The sequence below is a fragment of the Deinococcus rhizophilus genome, assembly GCF_030271215.1.
GTDB classification, from domain to species: Bacteria; Deinococcota; Deinococci; order Deinococcales; family Deinococcaceae; genus Deinococcus; species Deinococcus rhizophilus.
This window is the reverse complement of record NZ_JASNGB010000079.1, coordinates 1-12,870: the sequence shown is the minus strand read 5'-3', so window position 1 is coordinate 12,870 and position 12,870 is coordinate 1. Positions and strand designations below refer to the sequence as shown.

At 70.8% G+C, this 12,870-nt stretch carries 11 protein-coding genes and 1 tRNA gene; 5 read left to right on the top strand and 7 right to left on the bottom strand.

Going from position 1 to position 12,870, the window contains the following annotated elements; genetic code table 11:
* The 3 genes from QOL99_RS09680 to QOL99_RS09670 form a co-directional block, all read right to left on the bottom strand.
* Positions 1-412, bottom strand: a 412-nt coding sequence (locus QOL99_RS09680; protein ID WP_285523373.1) for a phosphohydrolase, incomplete at its 3' end; no start/stop codon positions are given.
* Between the two features lie 46 nt (positions 413-458).
* Positions 459-1,439, bottom strand: a complete 981-nt coding sequence (gene trxB / locus QOL99_RS09675; protein WP_285523372.1) for a thioredoxin-disulfide reductase — start codon at positions 1,437-1,439, stop codon at positions 459-461.
* 125 nt (positions 1,440-1,564) lie between these two features.
* A tRNA-Gln gene (locus QOL99_RS09670) sits at positions 1,565-1,638 on the bottom strand.
* Positions 1,639-1,986: 348 nt separating this feature from the next.
* Between QOL99_RS09670 and QOL99_RS09665 the strand changes: the two genes are divergently transcribed.
* Together QOL99_RS09665 and QOL99_RS09660 are read left to right on the top strand one after the other, a co-directional pair.
* Positions 1,987-3,840 carry a 30S ribosomal protein S1 gene (locus QOL99_RS09665; RefSeq protein WP_285523371.1) on the top strand — a complete coding sequence of 618 codons (1,854 nt, stop codon included), beginning with the start codon at positions 1,987-1,989 and terminating at the stop codon, positions 3,838-3,840.
* A gap of 250 nt (positions 3,841-4,090) precedes the next feature.
* Positions 4,091-5,080 carry a Gfo/Idh/MocA family protein gene (locus tag QOL99_RS09660; RefSeq protein ID WP_285523370.1) on the top strand — a complete coding sequence of 330 codons (990 nt, stop codon included), beginning with the start codon at positions 4,091-4,093 and terminating at the stop codon, positions 5,078-5,080.
* A gap of 218 nt (positions 5,081-5,298) precedes the next feature.
* On the opposite strand, the gene QOL99_RS09655 is transcribed toward QOL99_RS09660, so the two are convergent.
* Positions 5,299-7,548, bottom strand: a complete 2,250-nt coding sequence (locus QOL99_RS09655; RefSeq protein WP_285523369.1) for a DNA internalization-related competence protein ComEC/Rec2 — start codon at positions 7,546-7,548, stop codon at positions 5,299-5,301.
* Positions 7,548-7,925 carry a ComEA family DNA-binding protein gene (locus tag QOL99_RS09650; protein ID WP_285523365.1) on the bottom strand — a complete coding sequence of 126 codons (378 nt, stop codon included), beginning with the start codon at positions 7,923-7,925 and terminating at the stop codon, positions 7,548-7,550. Before QOL99_RS09650 ends, QOL99_RS09655 begins: the two co-directional genes overlap by 1 nt.
* Before the next feature lie 117 nt (positions 7,926-8,042).
* Here QOL99_RS09650 and yedA point away from each other — a divergent pair, with 117 nt between their 5' ends.
* Positions 8,043-8,942, top strand: a complete 900-nt coding sequence (gene yedA, locus QOL99_RS09645; RefSeq protein ID WP_285523363.1) for a drug/metabolite exporter YedA — start codon at positions 8,043-8,045, stop codon at positions 8,940-8,942.
* A 12-nt stretch (positions 8,943-8,954) separates the two neighbouring features.
* Here the strand turns inward: yedA and QOL99_RS09640 are convergent, their stop codons facing one another.
* A complete protein-coding gene (locus tag QOL99_RS09640) occupies positions 8,955-10,043 on the bottom strand; it encodes a methyltransferase domain-containing protein (RefSeq protein WP_285523361.1) in 1,089 nt (362 codons plus the stop codon).
* Positions 10,044-10,302: 259 nt separating this feature from the next.
* On the opposite strand from QOL99_RS09640, the gene QOL99_RS09635 reads away from it, so the two are divergent.
* On the top strand, positions 10,303-11,706 hold the full coding sequence (locus tag QOL99_RS09635; protein WP_285523359.1) for a TrkH family potassium uptake protein: 1,404 nt from the start codon (positions 10,303-10,305) through the stop codon (positions 11,704-11,706).
* Between the two features lie 44 nt (positions 11,707-11,750).
* Positions 11,751-12,410 (top strand): potassium channel family protein, encoded by a 660-nt coding sequence (locus QOL99_RS09630; protein WP_285523357.1) that lies wholly within the window; start codon positions 11,751-11,753, stop codon positions 12,408-12,410.
* A 156-nt stretch (positions 12,411-12,566) separates the two neighbouring features.
* Here the strand turns inward: QOL99_RS09630 and QOL99_RS09625 are convergent.
* Positions 12,567-12,870 (bottom strand): hypothetical protein (locus tag QOL99_RS09625; RefSeq protein WP_285523355.1); only part of this gene is annotated, 304 nt, incomplete at its 5' end.

The window sequence follows — 12,870 nt, the reverse complement described above, 5'->3', positions numbered from 1 at the left end:
CCCGCGCGAGCAGCTCGGCGCCCAGCTCGGGGTGATAGGCCCGCACCGACAGGGCCCCGAAGGGCAGCAGCCGGGCCACCCGGTTGGGCACCAGCCCCACCAGCACCCGTTCGGCCACCCGGTAGGGGCGGATGCTCTTGCCGCAGTCGTGCAGCAGCGCGGCGGCCACGACCTCGGGGGGCGCGGCGGGGTGGTCACGCTGCAGGTGGCGGGCGACCCGGCAGGCGTGCTCGCGGTCGCGGGGATCCATGCTCAGGAAGACGCGGGCCTCCGCCGGGGTCAGGCGGGCAGTCGCCCAGGCGTCTCGCGGGGAGGCCAGGCGTGGGCTCAGGCTGCGGGCCAGCCGCCGCACCTTGCCCGCGTAACCACTCGCCTTGCGGCCAATCCGCGCCGGGAGCGACAGGCGAGGCACCCGGTCCAGCCCCAGTGACCCGGCCCCAACCGGGCCGCCGTCCGGGTCAATCCGCAGCAGCCTCTCCCACACTGACCTCCAGCGCGGCCAGGGCACGCTCGGCGCTCATGGCCGCGCGGGTCCCGGCGCCCACGCTGGTGGCCAGCTGGCGGTACACATGGTCGGACACGTCCCCAGCGGCGAACAGCAGCGGCACACTGGTGTAGATCTCGTCCTCGACCTCCACGTACCCGTCCTCACGCAGCTGCACCGTGTCTTTCACGAAGTCGGTGTTGGGCAGGTGCCCGATAAAGATGAACACCCCGTCGGTGGGCATCTCGGTGGCCTCGCCCGTCTCCAGATTCTTCAGCCGGACGCCCGTCACGTGGTCCGCTCCCTGAATCTCCTCAATCACCGTGTTCCAGATGAACCGCATCTTGGGGTTGGCAAAGGCGCGGGCCTGAGCGACCTTGTTGGCCCGCAACGTGTCGCGGCGGTGAATCAGGGTCACCTCCTCCGCGAACTTGGTCAGGAAGAGGCCCTCCTCGACCGCCGCGTCCCCGCCGCCGATCACCACGACCTTCTTGCCCCGGTAGAAGAAGCCGTCGCAGGTGGCGCAGGTGCTGACGCCCTTGCCCCAGAAATGTTCCTCGCCGGGGATGTTCAGGCGGCGGGGATTAGCACCGGTCGCCAGAATCACGCTCTTGGCGCGGTAGGTGCCGCCGTACCCCCGCACGGTGAAGGGGTACTCGTGCGCGTACTCGTCACGCTCAATGGCCTCGACTTCCTCCATCTCGATGCGGGCGCCGAACTTCTCGGCCTGCTGCACCATGCGCTGGGCGAGTTCCATGCCGGGAATCGGCTCGGGAAAGCCGGGGTAGTTCTCGACCTCCTCGGTCTGGGCGATCTGGCCGCCGGGCAGGCCCTTTTCCAGCACCAGCGTGCTGAGGCCGCCACGGCCCGTGTAGATGGCCGCCGTCAGCCCGGCGGGACCGCCGCCGACAATCACCACGTCGAAATCCTGGGTGGATACGGGAGCGCTCGTCATGCTCCCGAGCGTACCACCACGCACATTTGGGCATGGTCAGGCAGGCACACTTTATTTTTCAAAGCATCAGGGGTGGCCACAGACAGTAGGCAAAGAAAGAACCCCCACACGGGGCGGGGGAATTCTGGCTGGGGCACTAGGACTCGAACCTAGATTAACGGTGTCAGAGACCGTCGTCCTGCCATTAGACGATGCCCCAACGCTTCCTCTGACGTGCTCTGGGCCCCGGGGGGTGAGCGTGAGGGAGTATAGCGGGCCGGCCAGGAGGCGTCAACTGCGCGGCGCGGCCGNTCTGACGTGCTCTGGGCCCCGGGGGGTGAGCGTGAGGGAGTATAGCGGGCCGGCCAGGAGGCGTCAACTGCGCGGCGCGGCCGGGTGAGGGCAGGGGGAAGTCCGAATGCGTCGTGGCCGGGGTCGGAAGTCGACTTGTCCCCCCCATAGGGTGGTGTTACACTGATAGGTGTTGCCGCGCTAGAGCGCAGGTACAGGTTATGCAGGAGCCAAGTCCCCAGCCGGAGGAGGCTCGCTGCAGGAGGAGCAGGAGTTCATGGAAGACCAGACCCAGACCCCCGCCGCAGAGGGCGGGACCACTCAGCCCACGCCGGGCACCGAGCAGACCAGCACGGGGCAGACCAGCACCGATCAGGCCACCGTGGAGCAGACCAGCACCGACGAGGTCAGCATGGGGCAGCCGGAGAGCGGGCAGCCCGCCGCAGCGCCCGAACAGGACGCGCCCGCCCAGGCGAGCACCGCCCCGGTCAGCGCCGAGGAGCGCGAGTACCCCGCCATGACCATGGAGGACGTGCTCGCCAGCGAGTCGACCGAGCACCAGATGGTGTCCCGGGGCGACATCGTGGACGGCACCGTCGTGTTCATCGGCAACGAGGGCATCGCGGTGGATGTCGGCGCCAAGGTGGAGGGAACCATTCCCCTCAACCAGATCGGCGACGAGCCCGTCACGCTGGAAGAAGCCCAGGGGATGTACAAGCCCGGTGACAAGATCGAGGCGTACGTCGTGCGGGTGGACCTCGCCAACAGCCAGATCGTTCTTTCCAAGAAGCGGGCCGACCAGGACAAGGGTTGGCGCGTGCTGGAAAAGATGCAGGAGAACGACGAGGCCTTTGAGGTCGAGGTGCTCGAGAAGGTGCGCGGCGGACTCGTCGCGCAGGTCGAGGGCATCCGGGCCTTCCTGCCCGCCTCGCAGGTCGACACCCGCCGGGTGAACGATCTCGACCCCTACGTGGGCAAGCCGCTGATGGTCAAGCTGATCGAGCTCAACCGCAAGCGCAACCGCGTGATCATCAGCCACCGCGCGATCATGGAAGCCCAGAAGGCCCAGGCGCGTGAGGCGACGGTCGGCCAGCTGGTCCCCGGCGCCCAGTTCGAGGGCGAGGTTGTCGAGATCACCGATTTCGGCGTCTTCGTGAACCTCGGCGGCATCGACGGACTGGTGCACCGCAGCGAGCTGACCTACGGCCGCTTCAACCACCCCCGTGACGTGGTCAAGGTGGGCGACAAGGTGCAGGTGCAGGTCATCGACGTGGACGAGGGCCGCGAGCGCATCAACCTCTCTATGAAGGCCCTGACCCAGGACCCCTGGGAGGGCGCGGTGGACCGTTACTCCATCGGCCAGCGCGTGGCAGGCAAGGTCACCAACCTGACCAACTTCGGCGCGTTCGTGGAGCTGGAGTCGGGCCTGGAAGGGCTGGTGCACGTCAGCGAGATGAGCTGGACCAAGCGCGTGCGTCACCCCAACGAGGTCATGAAGGAAGGCGACGAGGTCGAGGCCGTCATCCTGCGCATCGACCCCAAGGAGCGCCGCATCTCGCTGGGCATTCGTCAGACCACCGACGATCCCTGGAGCGCCCTGCCTGACCGCTACCCGCCCGGCACGCCCGTCAAGGGCAAGATCACCGGCATGACCGACTTCGGCGTCTTTATGGAGATCGAGGAGGGCATCGAGGGCCTGATTCACATCAGCGAACTCGACACGCAGCGCGTGAACAACCCCGCCGACCTCTTCAAGAAGGGCGACGAGATCGAGGCCGTGATCCTGAACATCGACCCCGTCGAGCAGCGGGCGAGCCTCTCGCGTCGCCGTGCGATGGGCGGCGGTGGCCCGGTGCGCGACTTTGTCAGCCAGGGCGGCGGCAGCCGCAGCGACCGCTACAGCAGTGGCGGCCAGGGCGGCGGACGCCCCGGCGGCGGCCGTGGTGGGCGCGGCGGCGGCGCCGACTACGCCTTCAACGCCAAGGACGCCCAGCAGGGCGGCAAGATCAGCACGAAGCTGGGCGACGTGTACGCCGACCTCTTCGCGCAGTTCGGCCTCGGTGCTGACAAGAAGGACGAGGGCAGCGCCCCCGCCGAGACCACCGAAGGCACCGAGAAGCAGGGCGAATAACCTCTGATTCTCTGGCGAGAGGCCCATGGAAGAGATTCCGGTGGGCCTCTCGCCTTTTGACCTGTCATACGGTTTCTGTCCAGTCCGTTACCGAATCGGGAAAGCGCCAATTCGGCAACTCCTTTCCCGGAAACCGTTTTCTCCTGCTCGCTCTGCTCCGCAGCTTGATACGTCCGCTCGGATTGAACGGTTCTTGTCACTGTTCAACCGGAATCCCTATCACGTGGTGGTCGCGGCGTAGGCTGACCCCATGACCACTCCTCTGACCTGGGGCATCCTCGGCGCGGCGCGGATCGCACGTGCCCTCATCCCCGCGATTCGCGCCGCCGGGGGCGAGGTGACGGTGCTGGGCGCCCGCGACCCGGATTCGGAGCGGGTGCGGGATTTCGCGCGGGAGTGGGGGATCGCGCGGGTGGGTACTTACGCGGACGTGATCGCCTCGGACGTGGTGGCGGTGTACAACCCGCTCCCCAACGACGCGCACCTCCCCTGGACGCTGGCCGCGCTGCGGGCGCGTAAACACGCGCTGACGGAAAAGCCGCTGGTGCTGAACGCGGGAGAAGCGCAGACCCTCGCGGACACCGCCGCCGGGACGGGCCGGGTGCTGCTGGAAGCCTTTGCCTACCGCTTCGGGCCGCACGTGGCCCGGCTGCGCGAGGTCGTGGCCTCGGGCGAGCTGGGGGAGGTGCGGGCCTTGCGTGGCGCCTTCGGCTTTCCGTTGACGAACCCGGACGACTTTCGATGGGTGCCCGGAATGGGCGGGGGGGCGCTCTACGACGTGGGGTGCTACCCGGTCAACCTCGCCCGGTTGCTGCTGGGCGAGCCGCGAGCGGTGACCGCGCAGGCCCGGTGGACGCCGGGGGGCGTGGACCTGGGGCTGAGCGGAACGCTGGACTTCGGGGAGACGCTGGCGACGGTCGACTGCGCCTTCGACTGGGGGCCGGTGCCCACCCAGCGGCTCACGGTGATGGGCACGCGGGGCAGTCTGGAGCTGGACGGGGCCTTCGAGAGCCACAGTGGAAGGTCCCTGACCCTGCGGCTGCGGACGGCATCGGGCGAGCGGACCGAGACCTTCGCGCCGCACAACGGATATGCGGCGATGGTGGCGCACTTTCAGCGGGTCGCTCAGGGCGATGAAGCGCCCCTCTTTCCCCCCGAGGACGCGGTGCGGCAGGCGCGGGTGCTGGACGCGCTGTTCGCGGCGGCGCGGGAGGGGCGGACGGTGAAGGTCGGGGCCTGACTGCCGCACGCTGACGGCTGGCCGCTCTGAGCGCCTGTTTCAAAAGGGTCCTCATGGTGGGTGGAGTGCGCCTGAAAGCCGTCTGCGGTCCCCCCTCTCCTGCGGAGCTGTACCAGTCCCAGCCTCCCCCACAAGGGGGCAGGGGCCAAAACCACGTGTGCACCGTGGCAATGAGAAACCTCGAATGAGAAACTCCGTCGGGCTTTCAAAACAGGCTCTCAGGGCAGCGGCCAGCGCACCGTCCCCGCCTGATCGGTCCGCCACACCTTCGCGCCCACTGCTCGCACCCGCTCCAGCACGTCCGGGTGCGGGTGGCCGTAGGTATTGCGGCCCACGCTGATCAGGACGTCGGCGGGCGTGCTTTCGCGCAGCAGGGCCTCACCCGTGCTGTGGCGGCTGCCGTGGTGGGCGGCCTTGAGGAAATCGAGGTCGCCCACGCCCAGCTGCGCTTCCCCCCAGGCGGCGAGGTCCCCCAGCAGCGCGGCGCGGAAATCACCCGACTCCAGCGTCAGGGCGACGCTGTTGTCGTTGTCCTCGGTGGACCAGAGGCGGCCGGGCGGCCACAGCACCGTCAGGCGAACGCCCCCGGCCTCCAGGCGGTCGCCCCGGCGGACCTCGCGGACGGGGACGCCGCGCTCGCGGGCCGCGCCCAGCAGCTCGGTGAGTTCGGGGTCGTCGGTCTTGCGCTGCCCGATCCATAACTCCCCGACCGGCATCGCCCGCAGGACGCCCGGCAGCCCCTCGATATGGTCGGTGTCCGCGTGGGTCGCCACCACCACGTCCAGACTCCGCACCCCCAGCGCCCGCAAGGCGGGAACGACGGTGCGGGTGCCCACGTCGTAGTCGGAGCCGACCGAGCCGCCGCCGTCCACCAGAACCTCCAGCCCCCGCGACCGGATCAGGGTGCTGTCGCCCTGCCCCACATCCAGAAAGGCGAGTTCGCGGGCGGGGCGCACCCAGCCCGGCAGGGCGGTCAGGACGGCGCAGGCCAGGACGGTTCCCAGTGCTGCGGGCGCCCGCACCCGCCCCAGCAGCCACAGCACCCCGGCGAGCGCGGCCACCCCGTACGCCACGGAGCCCGCCGCGCCCACGCCGCCCCAGGTCAGCACCGGGGCCCTGCCGAAGACTTCCACCACCAGCAGCAGCGCGGAGGCGAGCAGGCCCGTCAGCGGGCTGAGGACCACACCCAGCGGCCCCAGCAGCCCCGCCAGGAATCCAACCGGCACCAGCGCGGCCATGATCACCCCCGCCACGAGGTTGGCGGGCAGGCCCACCAGCGGCAGTTGTCCGAAGGTGCCCGCGATGACGGGCAGGGTGGCGAGTTCGGCCAGCACGGTAGCGACGAGCGCGAGGCGCAGGGCCATCGGCCAGCGCTCCGGCAGGCGGGCGGCGAGCCTCCCCGAGAGGGTCAGTCCCAGCACGGCCAGAAAGGAAAGCTGAAAGCCCACGTCCAGCAGCCACAGCGGAAAGGGCAGCAGGCAGGCGACCGCCGCGAGCGCGACCGTGCCGTAGGGGTCGGGCCTGCCGCGTCCCAGCGCGAAGGCGAGCAGGACGGCCAGACCCATCAGCACCGCGCGGAAGATGCTGGGCGAGACCCCCACCAGCATCAGGTAGGGCCCCAGCAGCGCGGCAGCGATGGCGTAGCGCCACGCCACCCGTACGCGCAGGCGGATCAGGAGCCACACGACCACCCCGGTCAGCAGCGCCACGTTCTGCCCGCTGAGGGCCATCAGGTGCGAGAGACCCGAGCGGGCGAAGGCGTCACGAACCGAGGAGCCGTCCGCGAACTCCTCGCGGCCGATGTCCCCCCGGTCCCCGAGTTCGATGGCCTGCATCAGCGCGGCCTGCCGCTGACTCAGCCCGGCAGTCAGTCCCCGGCGAAACCAGCCGCGCCAGCCCTCTTCCGGGGTGTGGGCGCGGACCTCGGCAGCGACCAGCACGGTCGTTGGCGTGGGCACCAGCAGCCCGCCCTGCCCGCGCAGCCACGCGGCCTGATCGAAGCCGCCGGGAATGCGCCGCCCATCGGGGCGCACCAGGCGGCCGCTCACCGTCATCCTGCCCCGTGCCTGGGCCGGTCTGGGCGAGAGGGCCACCCGCGCCGGGGGGTCGTCCAGCCGCAGGAACTGCCCGTCCCACTCGCCGCGCAGGGTGACCAGCGCCCCGACCCAGGGGGTCATGGGGTCAGGTTTCGCGGCGTTCAGACGCTGAGAGCCGAGTCCCAGCCCCAGGCCGACCACCGCCAGCAGGCCGAGAAGCGGGCGGCGGTCCAGCGCCGCGAGCACTGCGCCCGCGAGCACCGCCAGCCCACCCCAGGCCCCTCCCAGCCCCAGCAGGATGCCGCCGATCACGCCGAGGGCAAGCGGGACGGGCCAGGCGAGGCGTCCGGCAGTGGCCCGGGTGCCGCCGACGCTGGCCTGCGGCGGAGGTGCGGAGGAAGCCGCAGAGGGAACGGCGTGCCGCCCCACCATCAGAAGGTGACCAGCGGCGTGAGGTCTTGCAGGGTGGAAGGGCCGATTCCCTTTACGCGGTCGAGGTCGGCCAGCGAGCGGTAGGGCCGTCCCGCCACGATGCGGGCGGCGAGGGCCGGACCGATGCGCGGCAGGGCCTCGAGCTGCTCGGTCGTGGCGGTGTTCAGGTTCAGGCGGCCCGAGATCAGCGGGGTCACGCTGCCAGTCGTGGGGTACTCCGGCGCGGCCTCCTGCGGCGTCGCCGGGGGCGGGAGGGCCACGCGCGTCACCGTGGGGACGCTGACGGATGGGCGCAGCACCGGCCCCAGCGTCAGCGCCCCCACGGTCAGCAACCCGCCCGCGAGCAGGGCCGTCCAGTGCCGTTCGGAGGGAAGCACGGGGGGAGTGTAGGGCGAGACCCCCGGCCATGGGGACGCAAATGTGGACGGCCGACGCCTCCCGCCATGCGGGACGCCCCCGACGTCCACACGCATCAGGCAGCCTATGCTCTGCGCGTGACCTCCGTTCCCGCCCCCCGCGCCGCCCGCCTGACGCCCACCGTGCTGCTGTGCCTCGGCCTGGTGTATGTGCTGTGGGGCAGCACCTATTTCGGGATCAAGGTGGCGATCGAGAGCCTGCCGCCGATGGGCATGCTCGCGCTGCGGTTTCTGGCGGCGGGGGCGCTGCTGTACGCCTTCTTGCGCTGGCGCGGCGCCCCGGCTCCGACCGCGCGGGAGTGGCGGGCCTCGGCGCTGGTGGGCCTGCTGCTGCTGGGCGGCGGCACCGGGCTGGTCACCCTGGCCGAGCGCGACGCGAGCAGCAGCGTGGCGGCGATGGTGATCGCGGTCTCTCCCCTCTTCGCCTCGCTGTTCGCGCGGCTGTGGGGCGAGCGCACGGGCGGGCGCGAGTGGGTGGGCATCGGCATCGGGCTGGTCGGCATCGTGCTGCTGAACGTGGGCGAGTTGCAGGCCACGCCGCTGGCCGCCGTGCTGCTGATTCTGGCGCCGCTGTGCTGGACCTTCGGGAGCCAGTGGTCGCGCCGACTGCCCCTTCCCGCCGGGCTGATGGGCAGCGCCGCCGAGATGCTGACGGGTGCCGTGCTGCTGGGGCTGCTCAGCGTGGTCATGGGCGAACGCTGGGGCACCCCCACCCCGGCCAGCCTGTGGGCGCTGGCGTATCTGGCGGTGTTCGGCAGCCTCGTCGCCTACAGCGCCTACATGTACCTCGTGGCGCACACCCGCCCCGCGCTGGCGACGAGTTACGCCTACGTCAATCCGGTCGTGGCCGTGCTGCTGGGCGTGGGCCTGGGCGGGGAAAGCCTGACCGGGCTGGGGTGGGTGGCCCTGGCGGTGATTCTGGCCGGGGTGGTGCTGGTGGTCTGGCCGCGCGGGGAGCAGGCGGGGCCAGAGGCTTGAGGCCCCGCCGGGTTAGCGCTTGCTGAGCAGATACCCCTTGGGATGGTGCCCGCCGCTGTACACCTGAAACAGTTCGCGAACGTGCCAGCGGTCCTGATCGCGCAGCAGGCCCTCGAACAGCCGGATCTCGTGGGTGACCACCGCGAGGCGGCCGTGGCGCGAGAGGAGGCGGTGCATCTCGGTCAGGAAGGCGGGGTAGAGCGCGGCGTTGGCCCGGTGCGAACCGATGGCGTCCCCCCAGGGCAGGTCACAGACGATCAGGTCAAAGGAGCGCGGCGGCAGGCCCGTCGCCAGGGCGTCCACCGCCGCCACCTCGACCTCCCGCCCGGCGGCTTGCAGGTTGGCGCGGGCACAGGCCACCGCCTCCGGGTCGATGTCCACGCCCACCATCGCCGCCGACGGCCCCATCAGCGCCCGCTCGACAAGCAGGGTGCCGCTGCCCGCCATCGGGTTGAAGACGCGGTCCTCCTCGCGCTGCCCGGCGAGGCGGTGCAGGGCGTAGGCGACGGTCGCGTTCAGGCCGCCGCCCCGGTTGCACACCCGCCACGCCCGCGCCGAGAGGGGCCGGGGGGTGATGCGGGCCAGGACCTCCCAGCCGGGGCCGCCCTCCTGGGGACGCAACCGGATCAGGAGTTCGCCTTCCTCGGGGTCGAAGGGGAGGTCCAGCGCCCGCGCGAGTTCCTCGGCCAGCCGGGTCATCACCGCCGACTCGCGGCCCGCCGCCGCCAGCCGGAAGGAGCGGTGGTTGCCCCAGCGCACCACCTCCCCCAGAAACGCCGCCAGCTCCCCGAGTTGCTGGTGCCCCAGCAGGCCACGCGGCCGGGGCACGTCCCAGGCCCGCACCCGGTAGGCCGCCACCGCCCCGCGCAGCCGGGTCAGGCGCCCCGGATCGCCGGGGTACCAGAAGCGCAGCCCCCGGATATCGCGGGCGAGGGGCACCCCGCGCAGTTCCTCGGCGGCAACTTCCTCCAGACCCGGCAGGGCTTCGAGCACGTACTCGCGGGCCGGTTGGCGGGCGCGGTGGTCGCCCTTAGGCTTCTGGGGACGGGCGAAGGTGGGATTTTTCTGGCGGGAGGGGTTGGCGCGGGCGGGGCGGGGCATAGCAGGGCAGTATACGGGGCGGGCGTGGGGAGGGGCGGCGGGGCGCGGAGTGGAAGCGTGCCGGGGGGCCCTGCGTGGTGCTTGCTGCGGAGGCCGAAGCGGGCGAGCGGCACCCGCCACTCCCCGCCCAGCCTTTCCCGCAAGGGAGGAGGAGCTCAACACCCACGTTTGAGGCCGACCTTCTCCCCGTCGCCTGCCACGAAGTTGCAGGACAGCTGTCCAGCCCGCCGCCAGAGGAGTACAATCGCGCGTTCCTGCCATGACCCGCCCCCCGCATCCTCCCTCCACCTCGTGGCCGCGTGCCTCCGGGCGGCCCCGCCGGGCGCTGGTGGCCCGCTTCACGCCGCCGCAACTGATCGCGCTGGTGTATCTCGTCGGCATCGCGCTGGGCACGGCGCTGCTGCACCTGCCGGGGGTGGTGGCGCCGGGGGCCGAGCTGAATTTCGTGGACCGGCTGTTCACCGCCACGAGCGCGATCTGCATCACCGGGCTGGTGGTGGCCGACACGGGCGAGGCGTTCACGCGGCCCGGCCAGCTCCTGATCCTGCTGCTCGCGCAGGTGGGCGGGCTGGGCATCCTGACCTTCGGGACGCTGTTCGCCTTCCTGACCGGGCGGCGGGTGAACTTCTCCGAGCGCCAGCACCTCGTGCAGCAGATCAACGCGCTGGACGTGGGCGGGGTGCTGCCCCTGATCCGCACCATCTTCCTGTACACCTTCGTGGCAGAGGCGGCGGGGGCGGCGCTGCTGGCCCTGCGCTTCGTGCCGCAGTTCGGGGTGGGGGAAGGGCTGTATCAGGCGCTCTTTCACTCGGTGAGCGCGTACAACAACGCGGGCTTCGTGGTGGTGCCGGGCGGGATGGCGCAGTACGCCGCCGATCCCCTCGTCAGCCTGACGGTCGGCGGCCTGATCGTGCTGGGCGGGCTGGGCTTTCTGGTGCAGCTCAACGTGCTCGCGCACCTGCGGCGGCCCCGGCGCAGCCGCCTGCTGACCTACTCCAAGATCACGCTGGTGACCACCGGGCTGCTGCTGGGGCTGGGAGCGCTGCTGCTGCTGGGGCTGGAGTGGGGCAACGCCCGCACCTTCGGAGCACTGGAGGCACCGGGCAAGCTGATCGCGGCCTTCTTCCAGAGCGTGACCCCACGTTCGGGTGGGTTTGCCACGGTGGATATCTCGTCGCTGACGAGCGCCAGCCTCTTTCTCCTGATGGGACTGATGTTCATCGGGGCCAACAGCGGCTCGACCGGGGGCGGGATCAAGACGAGTACCTTCGCCATCCTGGTCGGCAGCGCCTGGAACATGGTCCGGGGCCGGGGCGACCTGATCGTGTTCGGGCGGCGCATCCTGCCGGAAAACCTCGTGCGGGCGGGCACGGTGACGACCCTCTACACGCTGATGGTCGCCACCGCCTTTTTCGCGCTGCTGGCGACGAATCCGAAGCTCGGCTTCACCCACCTGCTGTTCGAGACGGTCAGCGCGGCGGCCACCGTGGGCCTGAGCATGAACACCACCCACCTGATCAACGACCCCGGCCTGATCATCCTGACCGTGCTGATGTACCTGGGGCGCATCGGCCCCGTGACCTTCGCGGTGGCCTTCAGCCTGCGCAGCCAGCAGAGCCGGGCGGTCAAGTACCCGCCCGAGCGGGACATTCTGGTGGGCTGAGCCCCCCGCTGGGCTAGCCTGTCTCCCGCCATGAGGACTCCTCCATGAAAACCAAACAATGCCTGGTGATCGGGCTGGGCCGCTTCGGGACCGCCGTGGCGACCACCCTCTACGAGATGGGGCACGAGGTGGTCGCCATCGACCGCGGCGAGGACAACGTCGAGCGGGTGATGAATCTGGTCACGCACGCCGCCGTCGTGGACGCCTCCGACGAGCGGGCGCTGCGGGCCATCGGGGTGGGCGACTTCGACGTGGTGGTCGTCGCCATCGGGACCGACGTGCAGGCCAACATCCTGGCAACCATGAACGCCAAGAGCCTGGGAGCGCCCTACGTGGTCACCAAGGCCGTGGACGAGATGGCCCGGCGGGTGCTGGAGCGCATCGGCGCCGACCTCGTGATCCGGCCCGAGCACGATATGGGCGTGCGGCTCGCGCGGCAGATCGCCACCCCCAACATCGTGGACACGCTGGACCTCGGGGGCGACTACGCCATCGTGGAGATCGAGGCCAACGAGCGGTTGCGCGGGCGGCTGCGCGACCTCAACCTGACCGGGCGTTTCGGCGTGCAGGTGATCGCCGTGAGCCGCAGCGGCAAGATCGAGGTGACGCCCCGCGCCGAGGACGAGTTGCGTCCGCACGACAAACTGGTCGTGATCGGGACCAGCCACTCGCTCGACGAGCTGCGGCGGTATCTGGGGGACTGAGACGGACTCGGATGGAATCGTTGGCGCAGTGATTCCATCCGAGCAGAGCGAGGGGGAAAGACACGGGTTCCGGGCGTGGAGTGGGCAAACCGGTGCTCTCCCGGTGCGTTCACGAAACAGACGGAATCCGGATGAGACAGAGTCCGGATGAGCGGGTTACTCCGTGTCCGTCACCGACCGCACGTTGGGACACGCCAGCCCCCGCAGGGTCAGGGCCTCCACGGTCTCGCGCGGCGGGAGGGCGCCCTCGACCCGCGTCTCCGCCGTCAGGAGAATGGGCTGACCCGTGGTCCGCAGCTCACTCCTGACGCCGAGGCGCAGCGCCCGCTCCACGCAGGCCGCGTCCGCCGCGCCGAGGGTCAGGCTGGTGCGGCGCACGCCGTTGACGACGGCGAGGAAGACGGGGGCGGGCGCGTACCCCTCCAGGGACCGCGCGGCCCGCGACTGCCCGGCGAGAGCT